The following is a 26,594-nucleotide window of genomic DNA, read 5'->3' on the forward strand; positions in this document are numbered from 1 at the left end:
TGCGCCTCGTAGGTATCGATGTCAATAGGCGTGGAAGCTTGTAGTCAAAGCGTTACATGGGACCGCTTCGTCCAGCGCGGAGTCTGAGCGGATCCCGGTGTTTCGACAACGCCAAGGCCAAGCAGACCGCGAACGAACAGCACGGCCGGTTCAACGCACTGGCCGACGACGGCGTCATGCAGTCGGACTGGAACGTCAAGTACGACTACGCGCGCACGATGCTGGGCGAGTTCGACAACCTGCACAACGACCACGTCAAGAACGCCCGGGCGCTCAAGAGCGCCGACTGGGGCGGTCGTCAGGCGCCGGAGGACCGCAGCATCTTCGACTTCCACCGCGACGAACTCGCGCACTTCAAGCAGGAGTGGGAGAAGAACCGCGGCGCGCCGACCTACGTGACCTTCCTCGACCCGGGCAAGCGCAAGGCGGACTTCAAGCGCGAAGCCGACGCCATGGACGAGGTGAAGGCCTACAAGAAGGAGCACCCGACCTATTACCCGGGGCATAACGATTGGGTGGTGGACCCCTGATGCCAAACCGCTATCGGACTGATCGCGCGCCCGGCTCCCAGCATCCAGGGCTAATTGGAGCTAGTCAGCGGCAATAGATCTGCTGCGTGCGCTCAGATTTATGGTCCCCGCCTCTCGATCGAGATCGGGAGGCACCATGCCGAAGTCTAGTGGGATCGCAGCGCGAGATGATCGTGCGGAAGCTTGCTGCCCCTCTACCGAGCCAATGATTCTCAGAATCGATGTCTACCCGGAACAAGAAGTACTGGCGACCGCCGCCATCAAGAATTCTGGATTTCTGCGCATAACCCTAACTAAATCCCCCTGCTCGAACAAACATCACAAGTGAGATCAAAGCGAACATCACAAACAAAACATGAGAGATCAGGAACAAGACAAGCACGAATCGATCAAGTAAGCCTGACGTCCTGTACACGTCGGCCCAACCGATGTATGGAAACTTCTTCAGGAAGACATCTCTCTCCAAGAACTCAGGCCTTCCAAACCGCTCCCAATCACCACGTCTTCGCACCCGAAGACGGAAGACCGCCGTCTCTCTTGTCACCATCATGACGAGAATAAGAAACATACATAACATTGATATCCAGAATATCATCTGCCGCACCCACACTGATTCGAAACCGGCGTTCCTATGATCTTGGCGCCACCATACAGAGGCGACATCGACGCGTCCCATCCTGCCTGCCCACCGACACCGACACTTGCGACAGAGCCCAAACGTACATGTGTGGCAGCCGCAGCACCACCCACTGCCAAGCTTGCTCCGGCCTTAGATCCGGTTGCCACCCCCGCGCTGGCAAGGGCTATCGTCGCGCACACCATCTGGTCATGCACGCACTCGGACATCCGACTCGCTAATTCCATGACTGCCCCCGAAGGCTCATAGCACGATGGGCTCACCGCCCATCCAGATGTAGTCAGTCCATTGCCCGTTGGCCAGCTCCGACATCAGCGTGTTCTGGCCGCCATGAACAAACCTGCTGCTTCCCAATGGCCCGCTCTTGCTGGTGCGCTGCCCCAGTGCGGCCGCCAGGCACCGGAAGACCGCAGCATCTTCGACTTCCACCGCGACGAGTTCGCACACTTCAAACAGGAGTGGGAGAAGAACCGCGGCGCCCCGACTTACGTCACCTTCCTCGACCCGGACAAGCGCAAGGCGGACTTCAAGCGAGAAGCCGACGCCATGGACGAAGTGAAGGCCTACATGAAGAAGCACCCGACCTATCACCCGGGGCACAACGATTGGGTGCTGGAGCCGTAGGACGGCATACCGGAACCCGCGTCAATACAGAAACAAGGGCCGATAAATTCTTATTCTGAGATTAAACAGAATGAAAGAACGGGCGAGTGCTGAACGGCTGAAAAGTCACGCAATGCGATCGACCGCATTTCTCCACCTCTCCAAACAGGCCGAGCATATCCTTTCAAAAGCTCCACGCCCTATTAAAGTTGCGTAAACCCGATCAAAGCGCTGCCATCCACAGGCGAACCGCTCACTGCATTAGTAATCTTCCACTTCCAGGAACAAGGAAAATCCACGGCCAAGCTGATGAGGCTCAACTGCTACTCAATCACCACCCGAGCCTGCGACCTGCCAATCAGCTTGCACGACGAAGTCAACTTGCGCGCCCAGCACCCCTTAGCAATTAATTTGATTTCTCGTGAGCCCTAGCCATGCACTTACCAACGGCCTCATCATCTGCTGCCCTCTTTATACAAATATAGTCCTTCCTGGTGTAAGTTCGCCCCTCCACGCACCCCCGCATTCTCACACCCCTTCTGCGCTCGAAATAGGAATAGTCAACATCTTCGCCGAATAAAGATCTTCTAAAATCAGCCTCGCGATCAAGAACAAGTTCGCACTCCTCAGAACTCAGCCGTGTACCGCAAGCAGCCAAAGCAACCAAGATCAACGAGAAAATGAAGGCCCTAGATGGCCAGTTGAGGGAATTCCTAAGGGCAGCCACCGCCCTACCGCACATAGCTGTTCCCAAACGCAAGAACATCACGAACATTCTGCTCATTGACGGAATCCCCAGAAAGACCATTTTCCTTCATAATGCCGGAGCCGTGATCCAAACCCAATAAATGCCCGGCCTCATGCGCAAAGGTCGCGCCACCCCAGGAGTTTGACATGTACCAAACTCCCCAGTTTCTGTCCGACGTTTCAACCCAAGACGTATCTGACCCGGCGTTCACGGCAACTTGGTTGGCATTCCCCGGGTCCCATACCGCCTGCGGCAAGACCACTGTTTTTACGTTTAAACTGCCGAATCTCCCAGACCATCTGGACTCGATATTTCTGGCAATTTCCCCTACTTGCTCTGGGGTCGCCCCTTTGAAATTGATGGGTATTGCAATACCCACATTTTCACCCCTCCTGCATATATACCCCACAAGACCAAGAGGATCTATCGCATTAATCGGATTTCCTGAAACATAACTGTATGTATTAGCCCCGCCTCTCAACCCAATCGGATCGCTCTGGAGGTAAGTCCCGGTACGCCCGTCGTAGTCGCGAAAGCCGTTGTACCAGAAGCCGGTCTCCGCATCGTAGTACTGGCCGGGGAGCCCTAAGTTGTAGTCGCCGATCGAGCTGCTCAGTACAGCGCGGTCATAGGCATGATTGGCAGCGAGCCAACGCGGAGACTGGTTGCCATCGCTCACGACTTCGGGCCGCCCAAGCCGATCGGTGTGAGTGAAGTAAAGCTGGCCATCTCGCACCAGACCGATCGGCTCGCTTCCCATCCAGATGTAGTCGGTCCATTGCCCGTTGGTCAGCTCCGACATCAAGGTGTTCTGACCACCATAAACGAACCGGCTACTCCCCAATGGGCCACTCTTGGCCGTTCGCTGACCGAGCGCGTTGACCGCGTACGTGGTTGTCCCCGCCGGCAGGTGGATATCGGCGTAGTTCGGATTGGTATACGCCGCCGCAAGGTCTCGCTGTACGGACACTAGCCGGTTGAACCCGTCGTAGCCATAGGTCGTCGTCGAGCCCTGGAACTGCTGTTTGGCGCGATTCCCACGTCCGTCATAGGACAGGCCCTGATTGGCGGCCACTATCATCTGGTTGCTGCCGCCTGCGATCTGATATCCCTCTTTATGATCCCACTGGTGAAGGGTGCGGTTTCCGTTGGCATCGAACCAGAAGTGCTGATTGCCCACCGGTGACTCGATGCTGGTCAATCGCGACAGCGCGTCGTATCCGAAGTCCTGATTGAATTGCGGCCGTGACCAATTGTCGATCGCCACAAGCTCGTCGATGGCGTTGTAACGGTAGTTCTGTCCTAGCATCACGTGGTCGTGTGTTTGTACCAAGCGGCCGTCCAGGTCGTGGGTGCGCTCCTTGGGCAAACCATTGCCGTACACCATCCGCGTCATCGCCCCCGTCGGCGCGTACTGGAACTGATCGGCTACGGTGCGAGTGACGCCGTTGGTCGTGGCCTGGATCACGGCGAGTTTGCCGCGGTGGTAGCCGTAGCCAACCGCAGCGCCGCCAGGATAGACGATGCCGCCAAGACGACCGAGCGCGTCATAGGCGTAACCCGTCCAGTGGTCGGAGCTCGGCGTTATATCGCGCGTGATGGTAATTTGACCTTCGGCGGTATAGCTGAAGTGACGGCTGCTCGTTGGCGAGTCGGCGTTGCACAGGCGGCCCTTGCCGTTGCCGCACCAGTCATACCCATAGGCAAACGAGGCATCGCCGGTGGTCGTCCCGGTCAGCCGCCCCAGCCCATCATAGCTGTAGCTCAGCCAGCTGCCATCATCGCGCGTCATCCGCGTTTTCTGTCCCGCTGCGTTGAATTGGAACGTCGTGACGCCGGTATCCGGACTGATCTGCCTCAGCACCTGTCCGAAGCCATCGATCACATAGACCGTAGCGTTACCGCGCGCGTCTGTAACCTTGGTCGGCAAATCGAGCGCGTTGTACTCGTAGTACGTCGAATGGCCCAGTGCATCGACCGTCCTGACCACACGGTTCAGCGCATCATAGTGATGCGTTGTGACATGGTTGTAGGCGTTCTTCTCGGTCAGAACGTTGCCATCGAGATCATAGGTGTAGGTCGTCAGCTGACCATTGTTGCCCCGTACCCCTCGCACGCGGCCGAGTTCGTCGTAATCGACGATCCGACGGTAGGCGATACCGTCAGTGGACGATAGCGCCCCTACCGATGTTCTCGGGCTGGACACGATATCGATTTCAATCGCCAAGGGATCGTTGCAAATTCCAGTCCTGGGATCACACCAGCCGGGCCGATCAGGCCAAGGTGGATTCGTACTGGGCATCGTCGGGATACGGAAGCTTCCGGAAGCTGCGATCGTCAGATTTGTGCCGCCAACCGGTGAAATGCCATGGACGTAGATCGTCTTGCCGCCATGCTGTTTGCGCATGGCCGTCGTGATCGGGATATTGAATTGGTGTGCGGTTCCCTGTGACTCGCAGGACGCAGCAACGCCAGGTTCACTGGGCAAGTTGGCGACGTAACCACTGAATCCGACCCCCGAACCCGCCGGGCCGCCCAAGTACATATGCACGGGGATCGGCGCGTCGTAGTAAGACGCACACGCCCAGCCCGAGACCGAATACCCGGTGCCTTCGTTACCGATGACGCCATCGATTACGCCACGAATGGTGCTGTCCGCCGGCGCGGGCCGCGCACCGCTGCGCACGACCGTCTGCGTTATCAACGACATCGGGTCAAGGGTGTACTCGATTACCGCGTGGCTGCCGCCATCTTCCGGCTCGGACTCGGCCACCAGGCGCCTCGCGGCATCGTAGGCGTAGGTTCGCACCTGGCCATCGGGTCGTGTGACCGCGCCCAGTAGCCCGCTGGAGAGATATCGGTATGTGGTGTCAGCCGGAGTGCCCGTCGGGAAGCGGCGGGCGCGCATCAGCCGGCCGCGCGCGTCGTATGCAAATTCCGCCACTTCGCCGTTCAAACCGGTCACCTTGCCCGGCTGCCCAAGCGCATTGTGATCGGCGAAGGTCACGGCGCCGACGCTGCTTTCCTCTGCGATCAGCGCACCCGTCGCGTCGTAGCGACTGACGACCTGATCGCCGGTGCCGGCGATCGGCCCGTCGACGGTCTTCGATGCCAGCATGCCATTGCCGTGTACGGTGTATGCAAAGGTGGTCTTGCGCACCTGCCCGGCCACACCGTTTCGCGCTGAGATTCTTCGCAGCGACCGAGGTCAGCCGGTCCTTGCTGTCGTAAGTCCACGTGGTTTCGACCTGGCCGACCAGGGTCTGACGCGTCATGCGGTTTGTTGCGCTCCAGGCGTAGGTCGTGGTGCGCTCGATCGGCGTACCGACCGCCTCTCGTGTCTCGATCAACTGCCCCCTGGCGTTGTAAGTCGTATACGTTTTGTTGAGGTTGAAGTCCTCCGTGATCGATGGATAGCCGTTGGCGTCATAAATGATGGCCTTGCTGGCCGCCGCGCAATGTGCCGACGCGAGCCCGATGGTCGCGATCAGCTTGCCGTTCTCGAACTCATAGCTGGTCTGCTTGCCCAGCGGGTTGGTGACGATCGCGCGCCGAATTGTCCCCGTTGCTGCATTTGCGGCCGTTGCCGTCGGCACGCTGGCGGTGGTGCGAAGCCGGTCGCCGACGGACATCGGTACGCTGCAGACACGCGTTCTCGTGTCACAAACACCGCCAGACGGCGGTGGCGGTGGGGGACGCGGCGCGGGCGGAGCCGAGGCATTGAGCTCGTAGGCGAACGTGTAGCGCTCGACACCGCCGGCGTGCTCGCTCAGCGTGGCGCGCCCGTTCGCGTCGTAGGCAAAGTTGGAATAGCGCAACCCGTTAAACGACTTACCGGTCAAACCGCCCGGAAAGCGCGCATCCTCATAGTGATATTGCACAGTCGTGCCGGGCGCACCGGGCGGCGTCGCCGTCGCAAGTCGATGTCGGCCGCTGCCGAGCGCGTTGGCCGTGTAGGTGAAGGTGTAGGCGTTGCCGGCCGGATCGCTCACCTTTGTCAGTTGGCCATTGGTCCAGGTGAACGGCACATAGCGGCCCGAGGTGTGCGTAACCCGCTGCAGATAGTTGTTGGTGTAGCTGAAAGTCCACGCCACACCCTGGCGGTTGGTCAGCCGGGTGATGTACCCATTGATGTTGTACTGCTCGATCAACCCATCTTCGGCGTAATGCGTATAGATACTGCCAGATAGAGTGACATAAGCGATGGCCTGCGCCTTGTCTTCCTCCCAACGGCCCGATGCGGCTCGATTGAACTTGATCCGCCGCCCATCAGGACGCTGCAGCCATACATTGTCCGCGTTCGCGCCGGTTTGCGACGCCGTCAGCGAGTAATCGAAATTGCTCAGCCAGTGCTGGCCAAATAGCCCGACCCCGGTCCAATAATGGTTGTATGTTCTCGCCAGCCTGAGCCCGAATTCCTCGCTCGACTCAAAGTCTGTTTCGAACTCGACCTTGTTTCCAGTCGAGAATACGACCGGATTCCCGGCTAACGTCCCGCAACCGATCTTTGGATCTCGCGATGCCGAGGGCTGCCCACGATCTCCTTCGTTTTCTACGATCGCTTTAACAGGCGGGAAGGTCGGTATTATGCCGCCACCTCCACCCCCGCGACCACCTCCACCGCCGCCACCGCCGCCCCCACCACCCCAACCTCCCCAGCCGCCACCGGATGGCAGCCTGGGAGTAGTCACTTTGATCGTCTCCTCAGTACAACCGCCCTGAGAGTTCTCGATACCATTTGGGCAACTCGTCCCGCTTGAAACAAGCGCCCAAGCAGAACTCATGGAGAGCGCGGACACGCCGAACAACAGAACTAACGAAGACAGCTTTCCAAAACCAGCGCCATCAAAATCTGCCGTCCTATGCATATGTAGGTTCCTAGCACGGCCAGTCGATGCCCCCTGCATCACTTCGCGTGCAAGCAGGAAGTTGCGCCGCCCAGTTACCAATGTCAATAGGATGTAAAGCGCCTCCTTTCAGCTGATCGGCACTTGTGTGGGAGGACCCTAGCAAGATGGACATGCACCAACAGCCATGACCTACGATCCCCTGATAGATCACTTCACTGACGGAGCATCGCGAATCACGGCAGATACTGACTTCACGCGCTGCGACACTCAGTCGCACCCAACGCGTCCTCATGCGCGCCTCAACCCTAACGCTCGCGGCTAGACTTCCGTCATGTCCGGGAGCCGCCGTTTCAGACGCGCATTCGCATGGCTGTCGCTGACGGCCATGCTGCTGCTCGCGTTGCTGCCGTCGGTCGGCAGGCTGGCTGCTACACACCATGAGGCTCCGCGCACGATCCTGGTGGAGCTGTGCACGACGGGCAGCGAGAAGCTGGTCAGCATGGTCGACCCGTTCGCGCTGCTGGACACGCCACCGGCCGCGCCGATGGATCACGGCGACATGCCGGACTGCGCCTACTGCCCCCTGCTTGCGACCACGCTGATTGCGGTGCTGTGGCTGGCGTGGTCGCTGGCGCCGCACATCGCCTCACCACTGCCCGTGCTGCGCACGCCACGCGTGCTGACGCGGCATCCCTGCGGTCTGGGCTCGCGCGGACCACCGCTGGCAGCCTGATCCGAGCCGCCGCGACCTCCGGGTCGCTTCCCTCTTTTGCGATGGCCGCGCGTTGCGCGGCATCGTGCGTGCGCGCGTGTCCAGGCCGCGTCGCACGCAACACCGGATCCTGCCCATGCTCCGTTCCACCTCGTTCGGGCTGTTGTTAGCCCCCGCCGCGCCGTGCGCCTTTCGATCGTTGGGTCCGCTCGCCGGGCTGATGGCCCTCGCGCTGTCGCCTTCCGCACTGGCGCAATCGACCCCGCAGTCCAATCCCTCACCCACTACGCTGGACGCCTTGCAGGTGCGCGGCCAACGCCTGCGCACGCTCGATGCGCCGCAACACACCGGCAGCCGCTTGGGCCTCACCCAGCGCGAGACGCCGGCCTCGCTGCAGGTGATCGACCGCGAGGAGATCGCACGCCGGGGCGCCCGCACCACCCGCGAGGCCTTCGAGCTGGCGCAGGGCGCAATGGTCGGCAATGTGCCCGGCAACCCCGCCGTCGTGACCCTGCGCGGCTTCAGCGGCAACACCGTCTCGGTGCTGCACGACGGCGTGCGCCTGGGCGCGTCGACCTTCGTCACGCGTGATGTCGACACCTGGTCGCTGGAACGCATGGAGGTCCTGCGCGGCCCGGCCTCGGTGTTGTACGGCGAAGGTGCGATGGGTGGCGCGATCAACCTGGTGACGCGTCGGCCCAGCACCGACGGCGCAGCAATCGACGGCATGCTCGGCATCGGCAGCTTCGGCACCCGCCGTGCCGGGCTGGGCATCAACCAGCCGATCTCGGACACACTCGCGGTTCGGATCGACGCCAGTGGCTTGCGCGCCGACAGTCTCTACGACATCGAGCGCAACGCGGTCGAGACGTCCACGCTGTCGGCAAGTGCGGCATGGACGCCGCGCGAGTCACTGTCGATGCTGCTGTCCTGGCAACACGCGCAGGACAAGAGCGCCGGGACCTATCAGGGCGCACCGATGATCGCCATCGAGGACGCGATCGCGCCATCGCGTGTGGTGCGCAGCGCCGATGGCCTGGTGATCGACCGCGCCACCCGCCACACCAACTACAACCCGATCGGCGCCTACACCAGCGCTCGCAGCAATCTCTTGCGCTGGCACACCACCCTCGCGCTGTCGCCGACCTGGCAGCTGCGCAACGATCTGGCGTATTACCGCGCCGATCGCGATTTCGTCTACTCCGACGACTGGCGTTACGACCGCGGCACCGGCCTGTACGCCCGCAGCGTTGAGCGCGTGGTCCACGATCACCGCTTCTGGAACGAGCGCCTGGCCCTCGCCTACCACGGCCCGCTTGCGGGGCGGCGCAACCGCTTCACCGTCGGCGTGGAGATCAACGACACCGACTTCATCAATCCACGCCAGAGCGGCCTCACCACACCGGTCACACCGATCGATCCAGTACTGGGTACGTTCCCCGGCGCCGATTCGAACGCCTTCACCAGCGACCAGGTCTTCCGGACCGGGCTACGCACCCATGCGGTGTTCGTGGAGGACGCCTTCAACCTCACGCCGCGCTGGCTGCTGGTCGGCGGCGTGCGCTACGAGCGGATCGACCTCGACCGCGCCATCGACGATCGCATCAGCGGTGCCCGCACGACATTCGCGCCGCGCTACACGCCGCTCTCGTGGCGCCTGGGCAGCGTGTTCGACCTGCGCGACCACCTGCAGCTGTACGGCCAGGTTTCCACCGCGGCCAGCCCGGTCTCGAGCATGCTCACGTTGCAGACCGCGTCGGGCCGCTTCGATCTGACCGATGCACGCGCAGCCGAGGTTGGCCTGAAGGCCGAGGCCTGGGATACGCTCCTGTCGCTGACCGCCGCCGCGTACCGTATCGAGCGCGACGGCATCCTGACCCGCGATCCGGCCAACCCGATGATCAGCGTGCAGGGTGGCCGCCAATCCTCGCAGGGCCTGGAGCTGGCCGCCGACCTTCAGGCGACGCGCGGCCTGCGGCTGGAGGCTTCGGCCACGTGGGGCCGCGCACGCTTCGATGAGCTGATCGAAGCCGGCGGCTTCGACCGCCGCGGCCGTCGCCCCAGCAACGTGCCCAATGGCACCGCATCACTCGCAGCAACGTATCGCTTCGCCAGCGTGCCCGTCTCGCTCGGGGCCAGTGGCCACCACGTCGGCGGCTTCTACACCGACAACGCCAACACCTATTACGTGCGCGGCCGCACGACGTTCGATGCCTGGGCCGGTTACGACTGGCCCCGCGTGTCGCTGGCGCTGCGCGTGCGCAACGCCGGCGACGCCCTCTACGGCGAGTACTCCGGCTACCCCGCCACTCATGTCTATCTCGGCGCGCCGCGCAGCGTCGAGATGACTCTGCGCACGCGGTTCTGAGCATGGCCAGGTCCATGTCCGCCCCCGCACCGCGCCCCGGCAGCGGCCGCTATCGCCTGTTCTGGCGCTGGCACCTCTATGCCGGCCTGTTCGTCGCGCCTTTCTTGCTGGTGCTCGCAGTCACCGGCGCGATCTACCTCTTCAACGATGAACTCAACGACGCGTTCTACCCGCACCTGCGCTTCACACCCGCGCCCTGGACGGAACGCGTGTCCCTGGGCGACATGATCGACGCCGCCCACGCCACCGTACCCGACGCCACGCCGACACGGATCGACCTGCCGGCAGACAATCGCCGCGCCGCACAGGTGCGTCTTGAGCTGGCCGACGGTGCAAGCCGCATCGCCTATGTCGACCCCGCCGACGGCACCGTGCTCGGCGTCCTCGCACCTGCGCGGACACTGGTCGGCATCGCGGACCGGCTGCACGGCTCGCTGATGCTCGGCACGTTCGGCCGCTACGTGATGGAACTCGCGGCGTGCTGGACCGTAATGCTGATCATCAGCGGTCTGTATCTGGGCTGGCCGCGCGCAGCCGACGGGCGCGGGTGGCGCATCGCATTACCGGATCTGCGCGCCCGCGGCCGCCGGCTGTGGACCTCGCTCCATCGCGCCACCGGGCTCTGGGTCGCGCTGCTGGTGCTGTTCCTGGTCGCCACCGGCCTGCCGTGGGCGGTGTTCTGGGGCGGCTGGATCCGCGGTGGCGCCGAACTCGTCGGCGAAGGCTACCCCGCGGTCTACCGGCGCTATGCCGCGCCGCAGGCACCCCAGGTCGGCGACGCCTTCAACGACGTGCCGTGGACCCTGCAACACGCACCGATGCCGGCCGCCGATCCAACATCGGGCCACCACGACCATGGCGCGTCCGCACCACGGCCCGGTGCTCGGCACTGGACGACGGCCGGCCTGGAACGTGCGATCGCCCACATCCGCGCCGCCGGCACCGACGACGAGCTGCGCGTGTTCCTGCCCAGCCAAGCCCGCGGCGCACTGATGGCCTACACCTATCCCGCGCGGCCGCAGGGCCAGGTCACCTACCACTTTGATCGCGAGGGCGCGCTGCTGGTCAGCACCGGTTTCGACGACTACGGCGTCGTCGCCCAGGCGATCGAACTAGGCGTGCAACTGCACATGGGGAACTACTTCGGGCGGCTCAACCAACTGGTGATGCTCGCGGCCTGCATCGGCGTGGTGGTGCTGGTCGTCACCGGCACCACGATGTGGTGGCGTCGGCGTCCGCCTGGCCGTATCGGTGCACCCGCCTCCAGCACCCGCATCCCGACCCGCGCCCTGCTCGCGCTGCTGCTGATCTCGGCCGTTGTGCTGCCGCTGCTCGCCACCTCGCTGCTCGTGGTACTCGCGTTCGACCGCTGGGTGCGGCCGCACATCGCGGCCTTGCGTTGGCTGCGCTGAGTGCGTCTTGCCGGGCCGGGACGTGCACACCTCGAGCTTGGTTGAACGTGAAATGTAATGTTATTACATGATAGATTGCGCGCCCGCGCTGGCCCCCAGGTCGGCGTTTCCCCCGTCCCAATGCGACTCCCCATGCCCGCCCACCCCCTGCATCTCGCCCTGATGGCCGCCCTGACCAGCGGCGCTGCGCACGCCCAAGCGGTCGACACCACGATGGGCACCCTACATGTGCACCAGGGCCGCGGACAGCTGACCGCGCACGAAGTGCTGACCTCGGTCGACGTGCTCGGCGCCGAACGCATCGAAGACCAGACCGTAGCGCAGAGCTGGGAATTGCTCGGCCAGATGCCGGGCATCCAGCTCACCGAGACCCGCCAGGGCGCCGAGTCGGGCAAGGTCAGCTTCCGCGCCTTCAATGGCGAGGGCTATCTCAACGCCATCAAGACCCTGATCGACGGCATCCCGAGCAACGTCAACAGCGGCAACCAGCGCTTCATCGACATGCTGTTTCCGCTGGAGATCGACTACATCGAAGTCGTGCGCGGCACCAACGACCCGCGCTACGGCCTGCACAACATCGGCGGCAACATCAACTTCGGCACGCGCCAGGGCGGCACCTACACCGATGCCCGGCTCACCTACGGCAGCTTCGCCACCCGCCAGGCACAGCTCGCTGTGGGTCGCGAACACGGCGACGTCGCACAGAACTACTTCGTCGGCGTCCAGGCCTCGGACGGCTATCGCGAGCACGACCACTCGGAAAAGTACTCGCTGGGCGGCAAATGGTTCTACGGCAGCCTCGAGGACGGCATGCGCATCGGCCTGACCGCACGCGCCTACCGCCATCAGGCCGACGAGCCCGGCTTCATGACCGCAGACGAATTGCAGGCCGGGCGCCGCCGTTCGGCGCTGCGCAATGCCCATGACGGCGACGACCGCAGCATGCGCCAGTTCGGCCTGCACATGGACCTCGCCCTGACGGAAGCACTGGTGCTGAGCACCAAGCTCTATCACAACCGCTACCACGACGACCGCCGCATCACCTTCAGCGACGTGCCCACCGGCAACGCCCCGCGCCAGCGGCGCGTCTGGGACGAAGCGCAATCGGGCCTGCTCGCCACACTCACCTGGGCGGCCCACCCGGCCCTCACCCTCGAGGCCGGCGCGAACTACGAGCAGCAGCACAACGGCTACGTGCGCGAACGGTTCGCCTACAGCGCGCCGACCGACTTCGATGCCACCCCCGCACGCATCCAGAACGACGACCACCACACCTTCCACAATGCAGGCGCGTACCTGCAGGCGATCTGGCAACCCACCGCGTCGCTGAAGATCGTGCCGGCCTATCGCATCGACCGCTTCGATGGCGCAACCCAGCTGCCCGGCGGCGTGCGTGCCGCCTTGCAGGACTACGGCACGATCGGCCAGCCCAAACTCAGCGTGGTCTACGGACTCGATGCCGACACCAACCTCTATGCCAACTGGGGCCGCACCTTCCAAGTGCTGACCGGCAGCACGCCACCGGCCTACCTCACGCCCGGGCAGGCGGCGATGCGCCCCTCCACCAACACCGGCATGGAGGCCGGCCTGCGCTTCAGGCCGTTCGCCGGCACCCGCGGGCGCCTGGCGGTGTGGCAGCAGGATGCCGAGAACGAAATTTCCAACATGCCCGCCACCGGCACCACCGTGGTGCTGGGCAAGACGCGTCGGCGCGGCGTGGACCTGCAGCTCGATGCGCAGATCGGCGAGAAGTGGACGCTATGGGCCTCGCACGCCTACCAGGAGGCGAAGATCGAGCGCGACGGTCGCGCCCCGAGCGTGTCGATCGAAGGCAACGAAGTCGCCGCCACGCCCCGCACCATCAGCACCCTCGGCCTCGACTACCGCGCCACGGACGCCCTGCAGTTCGGACTACAGGGACGGGCGCAGGGCGACTACTACCTCGAAGAGCGGAACCTCACCGACAAGTTCGGCGGCTTCGCAGTGCTCGATCTGAGCGCCAAGCTCCGCCTCACCCCGCGTACCAGCGTGGACGTGCAGCTGCGCAACGTCACCGGGCGCGAGTATGTCTACGCCTGGTACGACAGCTTCTTCTGGGAAGAGGCCCGGCCCATGTTTTCGCCGTCGGCGGGGCGGAGTGCGTTTGTGTCGGTGACGGTGAAGCTGTAGGCGGTGGGACCACACGCAACGCTGTCCCTTTGAGGCGCGGCCTACATAACGAAGCGCGCGGCGCGATGATGGCCTACACCTATCCCGCACCGCCGCACGACCAGGTCACCTACCACTTCGATCGCGAGGCCGCGTTGCTGGTCAGTACCGGTTACGACGACTACGGCCTCGTCGCCCAGACGATCGAGCTGGGCGTGCAGCTGCACATGGCAACGACTTCGGGCACGTCATCAGGTAGTGATGATCGCTGCCTACATTGGCGTCGTGGTGCTGACCTCATCAGGCTTGCTTCCAAGTCACCCGCAAGCTCATCGGAACGGCATCATCGGCTCGAATACTAACCTCGTAACCCCTGCCCCAATGCTTACCTCCCGGGTCACTTCCACAATCACTTCCCCAGACTGACCCTCATGCACTCTAGGCACGACACGTAGATCTTTACGACCGGCCAAGAAATCGCACACCCCGTCCCCGCCCACTTGCTTAAGCGATAGCGATCTCGGCTTATTCCAAGGAGGGAATGGTCCATTCAAGAAACCATCAACCAGAACAGAATCCCGAACAATAGTCAGCCCAAAGACTTCCTCCCCAGACGACAAATCCGTCGAATAGGCAGCTATCAACAGCGGCGCTTGGCAAGCAAAGCACACATAATTAGCGCGGCACTCGCCACCTCCACTAATTTCTCTCAACCCCACCTATTTCGATATCTTTCCAGCTTGCTGAACGTGCGTCTCGAAGATCAATCAAATCCTGCAATTTCATCTGCGGCCATCCCAATTGAGTCGACGAACGGCAGAAGCCTTTGGCGTAGTGGCGCGCGCAAAGATTAACCACAGCCGCCTGCTGGTTATTTCCATCCGCTCAATAGATGCAGGGCCGCCCATGCCTGCCAGAATATGAAGCTCAACCGTCAAGGTCCCATGCGAGCTTGGGGCGATTGAAGGCAACGAAGTGACCGCGACGTCCCGCCGTCAGCAACCTCATCGACTACAGGAATCAACGCCCTGAATGTCGGGCTGTAAGGCTTGGCGCAGGGCGACTACTACCTCAAATAGCAGGCAACGACTAATGTTCGGCTGCTTAGACCGCTCGACCTAACCTTGTCTCACCCACGCGCTGACGTGGACCCCAGCTCGGCCACTATAGTAGTTAGTGGATGCAAGAACGCGAGCCGCCTTCAGCACGGAGTTAGCTCTGAGGCTGCCTACCCTCTATCCATTCTACCAACCTGCCCCTTTCCTCTGCGGCAAATCCACAGTATCTGGCATCGCCATCTGTTTTGTACGAATAGTCTAACCTCGACGAGGAGAACTGCCCCCTACGATCACCATCCCCGGAGAAATCTATAACTATGTAATGATCAAAGCCGCCACTAGGGCGCTCCCCATCATTGCCGCAATGCCTAGGGAGCGTGTCGCGCAACTCGCGCATTCCCGATGCATCTTCAACCGAGAAATGCACCGATGGGGAACTACGAAGCACTTCTTCAGAAAACTCCACCGGCGAGAATGAGTTGAAATTTCGATAGTAAATTTCAGCGCGATTGTAATCGCTACATAAGTAGTCCTTACTAAAATCTTCTCGGCAACCTGAGATAATTACCAGTAGCGATAAAGAGGTAGCCGCCCGCAACACATCTGACCTCGAGACCTTCAATCGCAATTTGGAGTCGAACATCTGAATTCAACCTCTCGTCCAGAGTGATTATCCCTCATCCCTTCACCCAACTTCTCGGCCGCAGGACGCTCCCACCCTTAAATTACATTACGCTCCTCTTGAGTGTTATAATTCGAATCTCTGGTATTTGCATCCAGCTTGAATGCTCCCGGAGCAACGATTTTATTTACAGCGCGCTCGAACTCATGACCCTAAGTTAAATAATGATAATTAGAACTCATCCTGGCGATTGTCGGTAAATAGAATAGTCACAACCGCTGTAATGAGGATAAACATCCCCATAGCAGTACCCCTCGAGATATTCTAAAACTCCTTCTCTAATAAATATAATGAACCCTATCTCTTCGCAATTCTTGCTTCTTGCGAACACATCGCCCAAGTGAAAACTCGGCTTACCTTCCAATCCTTCAACGCAACCATTTAGCTCAAACACCACGTAAACACCAGCTGGGCTCTGCGTCCTTTGCACTGCCAGAATCGATTCAAACTGTCGACGCAGCGCACATTGTAGATCGCCACTCCCCTCAAGAAGCATTCTTATTGCTTCCTGCTCAATCATAGGAATATCTTCAATCCTCATATCTAAAATCGCCTTTCAAAGTTTAATAGGAGGTGTCGGGGGTGGCGGCGGCTTAATGAATGCGGTTCCTATCTTAACCTGGCCATCTATCACATTACCCCTTACCGTCACCTGCTCACTTCCAACCTTAACTATAGTTTCAAACCTTCCCGCCTTCGACACGTCCACCGACTTCACAGTTGCGCTTTCGATAGCCCTAAACGCCTTAACCTCGCCACCCAAAGATCTCGCCAACCCACCCAGATTATGTCTCGACTGCGAGAAAATATGATGGATCTTGTTGGTCAGCGCCAGAGATATTCCAGCCTCTCTCATGAAGAATCGACCAACCATCCCACGGGCGTTGCCTCCCGCACTTACCGAAAGGGCAAGTTCCGCTTGAGCTTTCGTCAGCTCCATGGCAACCCGTTGTTCGCAGGCATTGCTACCCCCGCACGCCTGCTGAACTGCTGGCCAAGGGTTGGATGTGCCGGTATTGGACCAGCTCTGCCGACCATCAGGGTCGATGAATCTATACGGGTTTCCATCGGCATATCTATAGCGATGAAACTGTCCGACTGGGTTGCTGTGGGCACTCACGGGATCAACGCTCAAGAAGATTCCAAGCATCGGGTCGTAATAGCGCTGCTGCATGTACACCAACCCAGTCGCCCCGTCCTGGCGATGCCCGGTGTAGCCGATCCCGTCATAGTTGGGCTTGCCAACCGCCGCCCCGTATGGCGCCCAGTGCGTTCGATCGAGCACGACCCCTGCTTCGTTCGTTACGGCTACTGGGCTTCCCAACAAGTCGGTATGCTGATACTTCACGTGAACATCGATCTGATCGCCGTCAGCACTGGCATCCCGGATGGCGACCTGGCGATCGCCCAAGTACAGATCACGCACGACTTCTGCAAGCGCAACAACGTTAGCAGTTGTTGGTCGAATATCGCGCCGGCAACGCCGGTCACACCGACGTTGCCGAACGGTTCAGGCTACAAATGACAAGCCGCCGATATAGTGGGCTTAGGCGTGAGAGCCGAGAACTCATCCAATGAATTGTGCCGTCATGATTCCTTTCGGAGGAATACAAGCAATCCTTCGGCCGTTGGGATTGGAGCTGGGGCATCAAGCTGAATCAGCTTTTCTGAGATCAGGAAATTAGCAGGGAAATCTGCAATGACCTCAGTAACTACGCACTGCATGGCTTCCTGTTCATCCATCTCTATGTCTCCATCCACAAAAAATGCGACCTCAAACTCTGTTTCAGTCTTAACAAAGCAAACAACAGCGCGAAGTTTAGGGAAGACCTCGCCCCACAAGGCCTTCATTGTCGCTAATAGAATATCTTTTCGGAGTTCCGTGTTCATGGGTCTGGCCTCGATGGAACGATATTAATTCCATTACTTCCATAATGAATTATTCCATTTTTTTTCGGCGATGAATTTCCAGCGCGATCTATGGTCGTTCCTATTTCCTGACCGAAGTTGACACGCTCTCTCGAGCCAGGCAACCCTACCGGGATGTTATTGACCTGCTGGCCAGCACCTGCATGTCGTCCGAGTTCGGCAGGATTCGCCGTCAAAATGCTCCTGCCAGGCTGATAGTTGTTATGCCCGACTTGATGCTTGCCTTGCTGGCCAAGATTAATCTTTGGAGACGGCCCATGCATAGGCCCAGCGCCGGATTTCCCACGCGTGACCCGTGCCATGACAACAACTGTTGCGAGCGTTGCAACAGCCTCCTTCGTAACCCTAGGTTCAGCAGCAAATGTTTTTACTCCATCCATCATTGCCGCTCCTTCGAGAGAGCGGCTGCCTTCTGTGGTAGCTGCACGTTCACCAGCTTCCCAAACTTTACGCTGCTCAGGCGTCAGCATCAGGCTGGCTCCTGCACCATAAGCGCGCTCTTGACGGCCATCTGGATCTGTAAATCGATAAGGGTTGTTCGCGGCATACCGATAGCGATTGAATCCAGCAATTGGCAGGTCATACGCCGTCACCGGATCCACGCTCAGAAACCTCCCAACTTCAGAATCGTAGTACCGCTGCTGCATGTACACCAACCCAGTCGCCCCGTCCTGGCGATGCCCGGTGTAGCCGATCCCGTCATAGTTGGGCTTGCCAACCGCCGCCCCGTATGGCGCCCAGTGCGTTCGCTCGAGCACGGCCCCTGCTTCGTTGGTCACGCCACAGGGCTTCCCAACAGGTCGGTATGCTGATACTTCACGCGGACATCGATCTGATCGCCGTCAGCACTGGCATCCCGGATGGCGACCTGGCGATCGCCCAAGTACAGCTAGTTTTCACGGCGGCCGGTCCGGTGGTTCTGGCTGAAGTACAACTTGCCATCCCGTCCGTACTGCTGGTAATTGCAGGCGGTCGGCCCACAGGCCAACTGGCGACGCCCATAGGCGTCATAGGCGTACCACTCGCGGCCGGAAACGTGGCGCAGGCGGTTCCCATAATCGAACTGGTGATCAACGCCATCGCGTTGGCTCAGATTGCCCTGGAGGTCGTAGCGGCAGACGCCGAAAGCGACACAGCAAACGCCAGCGTCCAGACGCGAGCGCGCCCGAATTTCCTATGCATCCTGGTTTCCCTCCTGTCACGCGATCCCATCGGCGCCGCTAAGCGAACACCTTGCAGCGCCTCGAACGCTGGTGAACGAACTTCGAAGTGCGATGCGTGATCGCGACCTTAACAGAATTTCACACAGCTGAACGGGCTTGCCGTGTAGTAATTCGCCCTATTCAGTTGTAGGAAAAGTCTGAGCGCCACGGAGACGCTTCGTCCGACTTGCGCGCGACGCTTTCACTCCGCCCTGTGAGAAAGGGGCAGCAAGCGAAGACGGAAGTCAGCGGAGCGGTCGCCTTGGCTCTACGCGTTGCTGATCAACGCGAGAGCAGCATTCGGCTCGAAAGGGATGTCGCATCAACGCGGAGCAAGCTCCTGACCACATCGGGAGGCAGGCGCGACACGCATACGATGGCGATGCGGATATCACGTCTCGGCGGACTGTTTGAGCGCGCTTGCTTCTAGCCAGACAGGAGCCTGGTGCGGACCTGCACCTTTGGCCGACTCAGTCTCTGAGCAAGAGCGTGGCGAACCGTTGCTCTGCTTGAAGCGCAGCGGATGGTTGCAGCGCTCGGCTCCAAGCAACGCCAGCCAGTCGGTACCAGCTAGAGCTCAGTGCTTTGTAGAAGGGGAGACGACAACTGCGGCCAACCACCGCCTGCAGGCCCTACCCCTCGCCCACCTCACGCTGCCGCTGCCGTTCCAGCGCGTCCTTCTTCTCTTGCTCGTCCTTCTTCGCCTGATCGTGGTGCCACTTGATGGCGTAGAACATGCCGACGCCGAGGACGACGACCTTGAAGATGATGAAGACGATGGGGAACCAGTCGTACATGGGAGGATGTCCAGGTCTCGATGCCACCTGTCGTGAGGCGCGGAGTTGGCCTCGCAACGCCGCGTGAGCGGGGCAGTAGCATCGCAAGGTCCCATTTTAGGCCGCCCGTCTTGCGCCTCCGCGCGACAGTTTGTCGCACCCGGTCGACGGTGCGGCATGCGTTCATGGGCCGCGCGCATGCCCTTGCACATGAGCAGCAGCTGCTACCGCCATACCGGAAGGCGCCCGTGCCCCCACGCGGCGCACGGCGCGCGGTGATCACCCCCGCACCAGCAGGGACGGTGATCGCCCGCACGGCATACCTGGTCTGCGATCGCCGCACACCGGCGCGGATGGTCCTGCGTTCGGCCGCCCCGAACGGAACCGCGTACGACGTTGCCTGTCTCCGCCGCCCAAAAGCAGCCTCACCCGCCGGAACGTTGTAGGATCCGTAAGCGCCTCACGCCGAAGGGATTTCTGCGATGAACGCGGATTCAAAAAGAATCTACACGCATCGGACGCTCAAGCGCGCACTGCGCGCTGGCCGCTACGCACCGGGCGAACATCTGGACGTGGCGGCACTCGCGGACGAGTACGGGGTCAGTGGCCTCCCGATCCGGGCAGCGCTGCAGCGACTGCTGGGCGAAGGCCTGATCGAGGACCACCAGCGCGAAGGCATGCACGTGCCGCTGCCCGGCGAGTCGGAGTTGCGGCAGCACTATGAGTGGATGCAGCGGCTGACGATGATGGCCTGCGACATGCCCGTCCGCCCCGCCGCGCCGGCCCCATCGACGCCCGCGCCGGACAGCACGAACGTCGCCGCCCAGACCTGGGCGCTGTTCGACAGCATCGCCGAAGCCATCGACCTGAAGGACATGCGCGCGGCGATCCGGCTGGCGAACGATCGGCTGGCGCCCATCCGGCACGCCAAGCTGGACCTGCTGCCCAATGCCGAGGCCGAACTCGCCGAGCTGTATCGCCTCTGGCAGCAACGCGACCTGGCAAGCCTCAAGGCCGAACTGCACATCTACTTCGAGCGCCGCAAGGTCATGGCATCACGCATCGTGGCGACCCTGCAGGCGCGGCGCGCGCAGCGATAACAACACCGCCTGCGGCATCGCGCAGACGCAATGGCGCCAAGCGCCGTCGTTGAGTCGGATCGCGGACGAACTGCTTTCAGATGCGGAGTGCGTCCGCATCACCGAAACCGCGAGATGTCAGGCAAGTCGATTGACGAGCCGGAGTACATGACTCTGTTGGCGCTGCCGATCGAAGCGCGCAGTACAACCCGGCGCGCCAAACGAAACGAGCGTTGCGCGACTGCGGTCACAGATCACCCCGGCGGCTCGCGGTAGTGGTTCCACACAGGACGCATTTTTCAAGCCGAAACGGAGGTCTGCGATGCACACACCGCCCAAGCACGCGCTTGTTTTCGACGGTATCCAAGCCGGCCTGCGGGCAGGCCGTTTCCTGCCCGGAGAGCACCTCAAGGCGCCCGCGCTGGCGCGCGCATTCCATACCAGCACGATGCCGGTCCGATACGCGTTGTATGGGCTTTCGGGGACAGGTCTGATCGACTGGAATCCCGGTCGCGGCTTCTATGTGCCGATGCTTGACCAGTCCCACCTGGCAGGCCGGTACGACTGGATGGGAAGCCTTCTGCTCGAGGCCATCGAGCGAGGCAACGCGGCGCATGCCATCACGCCGCTGCCCACCGCGCTAGAACCCCAGGACACACCGAACGCGACCTGGCGGCTGTTCGATGCGATCACCGAGATCACCGACAACGACGAACTGCGCGCACCGCTCAAGCGCGCCAACGACCAGCTCGCGCCGGTGCGGCACGCCAAGGAAGCGCTGCTTGACGATGCCCATGACGAACTGGCCGCGCTGTACGGCTGCTGGGCGGCGCGCGATCTCCCGTCGCTCAAGGCCGGCTTGCGCGATTACCAACGTCGCCGCAGGGCGATGGCGCCGAAGATCGTTTCGCATCTACGCCAGAAGCTGGCGGCCTTGCACTGACTGACTGCGGCATCGCTCCCATCCAACACACCGGCATTCGCGACCGCTGTCACAGACTCGAAATGATCACCACGTGATCAACAGAAATCATTTGAGAATCACCGCATTCGGCTCCTAGCTTGAAGCCGCCATGGATGTCCATGGCTTAGTAAGGAGACCGTCATGAACAACAACGACAACACCCGCACCCAGGTGCAGGACGACGTGATCGAGCTCGGCGTTGCGAGCGTCGAGACGCAGGGCTTTCCGGGCATGCCCACCGAAGGCGTGAACCTGCGTATCGCACCGGGCATTTCGGAAGACTGACCGAACGGGCGCACCGAAAGGTGCGCCCACGGCCCGGACGCCGACCATGGCCTACGCCCTTCGACAAGACCTGTCGTACTGCCTGATCGATGGACGGGCGATCTTTCTCGACATCGAGAGCGATCGTTACTTCCGGCTCGGGCCCGCACTCGAAGCTGCCTTCCTTCGCCATGTCAGCGGCGCCCCCATTGATGCGGCACCGCTAGAAACACTGCTCCAACGCCGAATCCTCACAACCGACACGGCCGGCGAGACGTGCACTGAAGCGCGATGTCCCACACCCAGCCGAAGTGTGCTCGAGCTTCATACCAAGGCGCGGACACTCGGAGTCTCGGCGCTGATCGAAGTCGCCGCGACCGTCATCCGCACACGCCGGCACCTGCGGACGAAATCCCTCAAAGCCATCGTCATCACGCTCGATCAGAAGCTGACGCAGTGTGCGCAACGCGCCCCACGCTCCGAGTACGATGAAGCACGGCTACTCGATGCCGCGGGCGCTTTCGTCGGCGCACGGCTGCATGTCCCCATCGAGACCTGTTGCCTGCTCGACTCACTCGCCATGGCGCACTTTCTGGCAAGGCGTGGGTTCGCAACGAACATCGTCTTCGGTGTCATCGACGATCCCTTCTCCGCCCACTGCTGGGTGCAAGCCGGCGATCTGGTGCTCAATGACACGGTGGGCAACGCAACGTCGTACACGCCGATACGGGTACTCTGATGCCCTACCGCTACATCGCAATCATGGACGACAGCCCGCCGGCCGCCACAGATCCTGTTGAAGCGGGCCGGAAGCTCAACGAGATCGGCCTGCCGCTGCGCCTGTCCAGCGCCACGGTGCGGCTGTACGCCGACAAGCACACGCCTGTTCTAGAAGCGCCAGGCGGCGGCGCGATCATCGGTCATCTGTTTCGACGGGACGGCGCGCCAGTGCGACGGCCGGAAGACCTTCCGGGGTTGAACAGCGCAGGAGACCTGCGGTCCGTCCTGTTGACGCAGTGCTGGGGCGACTACCTGCTCATCCAGCCGGGCGATGCGTCGAGCGGCGCCCTGTCGATCACCCGTGATCCTTCCGGCGGCGTCCCCTGCGTCTACGCGATTGGTGCACGTGGGGGCTTCGTGACCTCGGACGTCTCGCTGGCAGCTCGCATCGGCCTGTATCGAAGAGAGATCGACTGGGACTTCCTGCCCGTGTGCCTGACCTACCCTCACGCAATGACCGCCCGGACATCACTGGCGCAGGTCACCGAGTTGCTGCCGGGCTGCACACTGCATGTCCGCGGTTCCAGCCCCCACATCGAGCAAGTCTGGTCGCCCTGGGATTTCGTCACCGACGAACGCCGCGTGCGGAACCCGGAGGAGGCCGCCCGCCGCGTCCGCGATGCCGTGCTGTCGTCGATCCAAGCCTGGGCCGGAATCGACAGCAACATCCTGGTGGAAGTATCGGGCGGCCTCGACTCATCGATCATCGCGGCATCCCTGGTGTCGACAGGGGCGGATGTGAGCTGCCATACGCTGTTCACGCCGGTCCCTGGAGCGGACGAGCGACAGTACGCCACGCTCGTTGCCAACATGCTCGGCGCGCCGCTGCATGCCCGGGAGCTCGACTTCCCGACGGCCCGCTTCGACGCTGCACCGCCGCCGTGGTCGGTGGCCCCCCGCATCAATGTGCTCCAGCACGCTCTCAACGAAGCGATGGCCGTCGCCGGCGGCAGCGAGACCAGCCCGGCCCATTACTCGGGTGGCGGGGGCGATGTGATCTTCTGCTACTTGGGCAACGCTGCGCCCGCCGCCGATGCGGTCAGGGCGCGTGGCCTGCTGGCGGGATCACGGGCCATCAGCGACCTCTCACAGTTGCACCAGTGCACCCGCTGGAAAGCAGCACGTCTCACCTTCAACAAGCTCACGCGGCCGCCCAAGGCGCCTTACGATGCCGACCGCACGCTGCTGCGCGAGGACGTGCCGAGCGGCGCGCTCGACACCCACCCGTGGTTTCAAGCACCGGATGACGCACTCCCCGGCGACCGGGAGCGCATCCAGTACCTGGCGGGCACCCAGCTTTACCGGCACGGCATGTGGCGCGGCCCGGCGCGGCAGCTGCGTCTGCCCTTGCTGTCACAGCCGGTCGTCGAAGCCTGCCTGACGGTCCCCTCCTGGATGTGGGTCGCCGGCGGCAGGAACCGATCCGTTGCGAGGGCGGCGTTCTCGGACCGCCTGCCTACCGAGGTACTCAACCGCAAGAGCAAAGGCGACTTCGCGCAGTACCTGGGCGCCGTCTATCGCCGGAACAGCGAACGGATGCGTCGCTTCCTGCTCGATGGCGAACTCAACGCCCGCGGCTTCCTCGCGACAGCCGAGCTTGACGCCTTCTTTCGCAAGACCTTTCCGTCGCGAGACCAGTCCTTCTTCCGCATCCTCGACCTGTGCATGATCGAGAACTGGGTCCGCCACCAGCGCTAATCGCGGCCTCGATCACCCTCAGAGCTTGGCCGCCCCTCCGCTTGCTGCTTCATACGATGCCAGCGCGCATATTCGGGGGCCTTTCCTGCACCGTCCCGCTCGACGCCTTGCAGCCAGAAGCAGAACCAATCCAGGTTCCGCTCGTAGGCCGCCAGTTTGTGCTGCGGCTCGAACTTCATGTGCGGCGCGGTCGGGAACAGATAGAGATCGGCCTGACCGTCGCGCACCATTGGGATGATGTAGTCCAAGGCGTACAGGTACTCCTGCTCCGGCATTTGAAACAACACCGGCGCCCTCACCTTCTGCCGATTGAAGGCCAGCGACAGCCGCCTCCATGCCTCCGGCGTGGCATCCGGCGCGCCAAGCCCCCAGGCCGCCTGCAGACCGGTCGCGAACCGCTCGCCCTGCAAGCTGCCCATCAGGTGGTACAGCGGCGTGACCGCTGGCGATGTCACCGAGGCCGCGGCCAACAGATCCGATTCCGCAGCCATCCAGAGCGTGACCTCGCTGCCGAAGCTGAAACCTCCCATTCCCACACGGCCCGGATCCACCACCCCCTCGCCCGCCAGCAGGTCCACCACGCTCCGGACCGCGGACATGCCCTCGTCGTAACGCGTGATCGGGTCCGGCTTGTGCGGGAGTGCGGTGATGCACAGGGCCGCAATGCCAGCCTGAGCAAACGACGCCAGCGGCCACTCGTCGCCGGTGCCACCACGCAGGAACCCGCTGCAGGTGTAGTACGTCACGAACAAGGGCCGGGGGGAGGCGGCCATGCCCCGGCCAAGTAGAAGCTGGCCGGTGAACTCGCGGCCCTCGGCATCCCGCCAGCGCAGGAACCGGGACGACACGCCCTGCGCAAGATCGAACGCAAGCGATGCGTTCGGATCGAACAGCACCTGCCGCTGACCGGTGTCGATCTCGATGCGCTCCAGGCGCGGCGGGCGGTCGGCCTCCGTAGCCACGCACACCATCGCATCGGCCGCCACGCCGCACGCACTCGCCACTTCTCGCCCACCATTGAGCAAGCCGCGCGACGACGCCACTACCGTCACCGCGCCGGTATCCACGCTCCAGCGAAACACCGTCTGCGCCCGGCCCGCCTCGACAGGGCTTGTGGTGAACAGCAGCTCATTGCGCCCAGGCCGCCATTGCCCACTGGTGATGTCCGCCCCGGTACAGGCGGGCGCCGTGCACTGCGCGATCTCACGTCCACGCCGATCCAGGACCGCCAGGGTCGCGACCGGCTCGGTGTACGGACCACCAGGCGCCAGCGCACGGGTCAAGGTGGCGGTCCGACCGCTTTGCGGGTCTCGGACCCAAGTCCGGTCCAGCGGCACGGCCCCGGCCACAGGGCTGGCTGCCGCCTTCGCCGCAGGCGGCGCGAGCTCGCGGCGCGCGCCCGTCCGCAGGTCGATCTCGAACCAGCGCTCGGGCACGTCGTCCAACAAACCTTCGCGGTCGAAACCGAGCCCCGTGAACCGCTGCGTCGCCAACCGCCCCTCGTGATGACCGGAGCGGAAGACGCCCTGCCCGATCGGAATCGAGGCATCGACATGGATGCCACGCGCGTACTCCGCCTGCTCCGCGTCGACGATGTCCGCGCGAGGCGCGCCCACGCTGTACTGCAGCGTCGTGGCGTCCTCGCCGAGCCTGAAATCGCGCACATTCGCCGGATCCCGCGCGACCGGTTCTGCGCCCGAGCCGTCCACAGCGGCGCGCCAGACCTCGATGCGACCGTCCAGCAACGCCCGGTAGAAGATCGAGCGCCCATCGGCAGACCAGTGCGCCACGGCAGGCAATGCGCCGCCGGAGCTGTTGCGCAGCGGCACGCCACCCTCCGCGACCCGACGTGGCGGTGCCCTCCCATCCACATCCTGGACGTACCACACCGAATCGTAGGTGTTGCGCTCGACAGACGGCTGATCCGCCCGGAAGGCCACCTGTCGCCCATTCGGCGACACGACCAGCCCGGAGAGATCCACCACCTCCACCAAGCGTCGCGGCGAGACAGCCGCCGCCTCGAAAGGGGCCAGCACCATCGCCAACACGACCGCCAACATCACCGCAGCGCGGCCATTGCGCAAACAGACCATCACCATCCCATGCACTCCTTGACGAAGCATCCATCGCCGTCGCTCACCAGGACGACGGGAG

The 26,594-nt window shown here is 62.4% G+C and carries 21 protein-coding genes and 1 pseudogene; 13 read left to right on the forward strand and 9 right to left on the reverse strand.

The window, feature by feature from the left end; translation table 11 throughout:
- The first annotated feature begins 56 nt into the window (after window positions 1-56).
- Both MNO14_RS14370 and MNO14_RS14375 read left to right on the forward strand, forming a co-directional pair.
- Window positions 57-530, forward strand: a complete 474-nt coding sequence (locus MNO14_RS14370; RefSeq protein ID WP_241944372.1) for a hypothetical protein — start codon at window positions 57-59, stop codon at window positions 528-530.
- 967 nt (window positions 531-1,497) lie between these two features.
- On the forward strand, window positions 1,498-1,791 hold the full coding sequence (locus MNO14_RS14375) for a hypothetical protein (protein ID WP_241944373.1): 294 nt from the start codon (window positions 1,498-1,500) through the stop codon (window positions 1,789-1,791).
- Between the two features lie 710 nt (window positions 1,792-2,501).
- Here MNO14_RS14375 and MNO14_RS16705 read toward each other — a convergent pair.
- On the reverse strand, window positions 2,502-5,426 hold the full coding sequence (locus MNO14_RS16705) for an RHS repeat-associated core domain-containing protein (RefSeq protein WP_343226425.1): 2,925 nt from the start codon (window positions 5,424-5,426) through the stop codon (window positions 2,502-2,504).
- A complete protein-coding gene (locus MNO14_RS14385; protein ID WP_241944374.1) occupies window positions 5,389-7,317 on the reverse strand; it encodes a DUF6531 domain-containing protein in 1,929 nt (642 codons plus the stop codon). Before MNO14_RS14385 ends, MNO14_RS16705 begins: the two co-directional genes overlap by 38 nt.
- 382 nt (window positions 7,318-7,699) lie before the next feature.
- On the opposite strand from MNO14_RS14385, the gene MNO14_RS14390 reads away from it, so the two are divergent.
- The 5 genes from MNO14_RS14390 to MNO14_RS14410 all read left to right on the forward strand — a co-directional run bounded on the left by MNO14_RS14390 (window position 7,700) and on the right by MNO14_RS14410 (window position 14,370).
- On the forward strand, window positions 7,700-8,101 hold the full coding sequence (locus MNO14_RS14390) for a DUF2946 family protein (protein ID WP_241944375.1): 402 nt from the start codon (window positions 7,700-7,702) through the stop codon (window positions 8,099-8,101).
- 115 nt (window positions 8,102-8,216) lie between these two features.
- Window positions 8,217-10,448, forward strand: coding sequence for a TonB-dependent siderophore receptor (locus MNO14_RS14395; protein ID WP_241944376.1), 2,232 nt, complete (start codon window positions 8,217-8,219; stop codon window positions 10,446-10,448).
- 14 nt (window positions 10,449-10,462) lie between these two features.
- Window positions 10,463-11,860 (forward strand): PepSY domain-containing protein, encoded by a 1,398-nt coding sequence (locus MNO14_RS14400; RefSeq protein ID WP_241944377.1) that lies wholly within the window; start codon window positions 10,463-10,465, stop codon window positions 11,858-11,860.
- A 132-nt stretch (window positions 11,861-11,992) separates the two neighbouring features.
- Window positions 11,993-14,029, forward strand: coding sequence for a TonB-dependent receptor (locus MNO14_RS14405; RefSeq protein ID WP_241944378.1), 2,037 nt, complete (start codon window positions 11,993-11,995; stop codon window positions 14,027-14,029).
- Between the two features lie 65 nt (window positions 14,030-14,094).
- Complete coding sequence (locus MNO14_RS14410) at window positions 14,095-14,370, forward strand: hypothetical protein (protein WP_241944379.1); 276 nt, start codon at window positions 14,095-14,097, stop codon at window positions 14,368-14,370.
- Window positions 14,371-15,926: 1,556 nt separating this feature from the next.
- Here the strand turns inward: MNO14_RS14410 and MNO14_RS14415 are convergent.
- From MNO14_RS14415 to MNO14_RS14440, 5 genes and pseudogenes are all read right to left on the reverse strand, one after another.
- Window positions 15,927-16,289: a hypothetical protein gene (locus MNO14_RS14415; RefSeq protein ID WP_241944380.1), complete on the reverse strand. Its 363-nt coding sequence runs from the start codon at window positions 16,287-16,289 to the stop codon at window positions 15,927-15,929.
- 15 nt (window positions 16,290-16,304) lie between these two features.
- Window positions 16,305-16,688 carry a hypothetical protein gene (locus MNO14_RS14420; RefSeq protein WP_241946382.1) on the reverse strand — a complete coding sequence of 128 codons (384 nt, stop codon included), beginning with the start codon at window positions 16,686-16,688 and terminating at the stop codon, window positions 16,305-16,307.
- Window positions 16,689-16,841: 153 nt separating this feature from the next.
- A pseudogene (locus tag MNO14_RS16710) lies at window positions 16,842-17,174 on the reverse strand (RHS repeat-associated core domain-containing protein); the annotation flags it as partial.
- 161 nt (window positions 17,175-17,335) lie between these two features.
- Window positions 17,336-17,638: a hypothetical protein gene (locus tag MNO14_RS14435; RefSeq protein ID WP_241944382.1), complete on the reverse strand. Its 303-nt coding sequence runs from the start codon at window positions 17,636-17,638 to the stop codon at window positions 17,336-17,338.
- Window positions 17,635-18,456: an RHS repeat-associated core domain-containing protein gene (locus tag MNO14_RS14440; protein ID WP_241944383.1), complete on the reverse strand. Its 822-nt coding sequence runs from the start codon at window positions 18,454-18,456 to the stop codon at window positions 17,635-17,637. The genes MNO14_RS14435 and MNO14_RS14440 overlap by 4 nt, the downstream gene beginning before the upstream one ends.
- A gap of 26 nt (window positions 18,457-18,482) precedes the next feature.
- Here MNO14_RS14440 and MNO14_RS14445 point away from each other — a divergent pair, with 26 nt between their 5' ends.
- A complete protein-coding gene (locus tag MNO14_RS14445) occupies window positions 18,483-18,959 on the forward strand; it encodes a hypothetical protein (protein WP_241944384.1) in 477 nt (158 codons plus the stop codon).
- 552 nt (window positions 18,960-19,511) lie between these two features.
- Here the strand turns inward: MNO14_RS14445 and MNO14_RS14450 are convergent.
- Window positions 19,512-19,676, reverse strand: coding sequence for a hypothetical protein (locus tag MNO14_RS14450; protein WP_241944385.1), 165 nt, complete (start codon window positions 19,674-19,676; stop codon window positions 19,512-19,514).
- A 461-nt stretch (window positions 19,677-20,137) separates the two neighbouring features.
- On the opposite strand from MNO14_RS14450, the gene MNO14_RS14455 reads away from it, so the two are divergent.
- The 5 genes from MNO14_RS14455 to MNO14_RS14475 all read left to right on the forward strand — a co-directional run bounded on the left by MNO14_RS14455 (window position 20,138) and on the right by MNO14_RS14475 (window position 24,440).
- On the forward strand, window positions 20,138-20,755 hold the full coding sequence (locus tag MNO14_RS14455) for a GntR family transcriptional regulator (RefSeq protein ID WP_241944386.1): 618 nt from the start codon (window positions 20,138-20,140) through the stop codon (window positions 20,753-20,755).
- A 301-nt stretch (window positions 20,756-21,056) separates the two neighbouring features.
- Complete coding sequence (locus MNO14_RS14460) at window positions 21,057-21,677, forward strand: GntR family transcriptional regulator (protein ID WP_241944387.1); 621 nt, start codon at window positions 21,057-21,059, stop codon at window positions 21,675-21,677.
- Window positions 21,678-21,839: 162 nt separating this feature from the next.
- Window positions 21,840-21,983, forward strand: coding sequence for a benenodin family lasso peptide (locus MNO14_RS14465; protein ID WP_241944388.1), 144 nt, complete (start codon window positions 21,840-21,842; stop codon window positions 21,981-21,983).
- A gap of 46 nt (window positions 21,984-22,029) precedes the next feature.
- Window positions 22,030-22,701 carry a lasso peptide biosynthesis B2 protein gene (locus MNO14_RS14470; protein ID WP_241944389.1) on the forward strand — a complete coding sequence of 224 codons (672 nt, stop codon included), beginning with the start codon at window positions 22,030-22,032 and terminating at the stop codon, window positions 22,699-22,701.
- The gene (locus MNO14_RS14475; RefSeq protein ID WP_241944390.1) at window positions 22,701-24,440 is read left to right on the forward strand and encodes an asparagine synthetase B family protein; all 1,740 of its coding nucleotides are present in this window, start codon (window positions 22,701-22,703) and stop codon (window positions 24,438-24,440) included. The genes MNO14_RS14470 and MNO14_RS14475 overlap by 1 nt, the downstream gene beginning before the upstream one ends.
- Here MNO14_RS14475 and MNO14_RS14480 read toward each other — a convergent pair.
- Window positions 24,437-26,539 carry an Atxe2 family lasso peptide isopeptidase gene (locus MNO14_RS14480; protein WP_241944391.1) on the reverse strand — a complete coding sequence of 701 codons (2,103 nt, stop codon included), beginning with the start codon at window positions 26,537-26,539 and terminating at the stop codon, window positions 24,437-24,439. The two genes, MNO14_RS14475 and MNO14_RS14480, sit on opposite strands and share 4 nt — an antisense overlap.
- Window positions 26,540-26,594 lie beyond the last annotated feature (55 nt).

It is taken from the genome of Luteimonas sp. S4-F44 (assembly GCF_022637415.1).
GTDB lineage: Bacteria > Pseudomonadota > Gammaproteobacteria > Xanthomonadales > Xanthomonadaceae > Luteimonas.

Excerpts from the sequence above, each read along its gene's own strand:
- MNO14_RS14370 (WP_241944372.1), top strand. The coding sequence starts at position 57 with ATGGGACCGCTTCGTCCAGCGCGGAGTCTGAGCGGATCCCGGTGTTTC.
- MNO14_RS14375 (WP_241944373.1), top strand. The coding sequence starts at position 1,498 with ATGAACAAACCTGCTGCTTCCCAATGGCCCGCTCTTGCTGGTGCGCTG.
- MNO14_RS16705 (WP_343226425.1), bottom strand. The coding sequence starts at position 5,426 with ATGCGCGCCCGCCGCTTCCCGACGGGCACTCCGGCTGACACCACATAC.
- MNO14_RS14390 (WP_241944375.1), top strand. The coding sequence starts at position 7,700 with ATGTCCGGGAGCCGCCGTTTCAGACGCGCATTCGCATGGCTGTCGCTG.
- MNO14_RS14395 (WP_241944376.1), top strand. The coding sequence starts at position 8,217 with ATGCTCCGTTCCACCTCGTTCGGGCTGTTGTTAGCCCCCGCCGCGCCG.
- MNO14_RS14400 (WP_241944377.1), top strand. The coding sequence starts at position 10,463 with ATGTCCGCCCCCGCACCGCGCCCCGGCAGCGGCCGCTATCGCCTGTTC.
- MNO14_RS14405 (WP_241944378.1), top strand. The coding sequence starts at position 11,993 with ATGCCCGCCCACCCCCTGCATCTCGCCCTGATGGCCGCCCTGACCAGC.
- MNO14_RS14410 (WP_241944379.1), top strand. The coding sequence starts at position 14,095 with ATGATGGCCTACACCTATCCCGCACCGCCGCACGACCAGGTCACCTAC.
- MNO14_RS14415 (WP_241944380.1), bottom strand. The coding sequence starts at position 16,289 with ATGAGGATTGAAGATATTCCTATGATTGAGCAGGAAGCAATAAGAATG.
- MNO14_RS14420 (WP_241946382.1), bottom strand. The coding sequence starts at position 16,688 with ATGGAGCTGACGAAAGCTCAAGCGGAACTTGCCCTTTCGGTAAGTGCG.
- MNO14_RS14435 (WP_241944382.1), bottom strand. The coding sequence starts at position 17,638 with ATGAACACGGAACTCCGAAAAGATATTCTATTAGCGACAATGAAGGCC.
- MNO14_RS14445 (WP_241944384.1), top strand. The coding sequence starts at position 18,483 with ATGCTGATACTTCACGCGGACATCGATCTGATCGCCGTCAGCACTGGC.
- MNO14_RS14450 (WP_241944385.1), bottom strand. The coding sequence starts at position 19,676 with ATGTACGACTGGTTCCCCATCGTCTTCATCATCTTCAAGGTCGTCGTC.
- MNO14_RS14455 (WP_241944386.1), top strand. The coding sequence starts at position 20,138 with ATGAACGCGGATTCAAAAAGAATCTACACGCATCGGACGCTCAAGCGC.
- MNO14_RS14460 (WP_241944387.1), top strand. The coding sequence starts at position 21,057 with ATGCACACACCGCCCAAGCACGCGCTTGTTTTCGACGGTATCCAAGCC.
- MNO14_RS14465 (WP_241944388.1), top strand. The coding sequence starts at position 21,840 with ATGAACAACAACGACAACACCCGCACCCAGGTGCAGGACGACGTGATC.
- MNO14_RS14470 (WP_241944389.1), top strand. The coding sequence starts at position 22,030 with ATGGCCTACGCCCTTCGACAAGACCTGTCGTACTGCCTGATCGATGGA.
- MNO14_RS14475 (WP_241944390.1), top strand. The coding sequence starts at position 22,701 with ATGCCCTACCGCTACATCGCAATCATGGACGACAGCCCGCCGGCCGCC.
- MNO14_RS14480 (WP_241944391.1), bottom strand. The coding sequence starts at position 26,539 with ATGGTGATGGTCTGTTTGCGCAATGGCCGCGCTGCGGTGATGTTGGCG.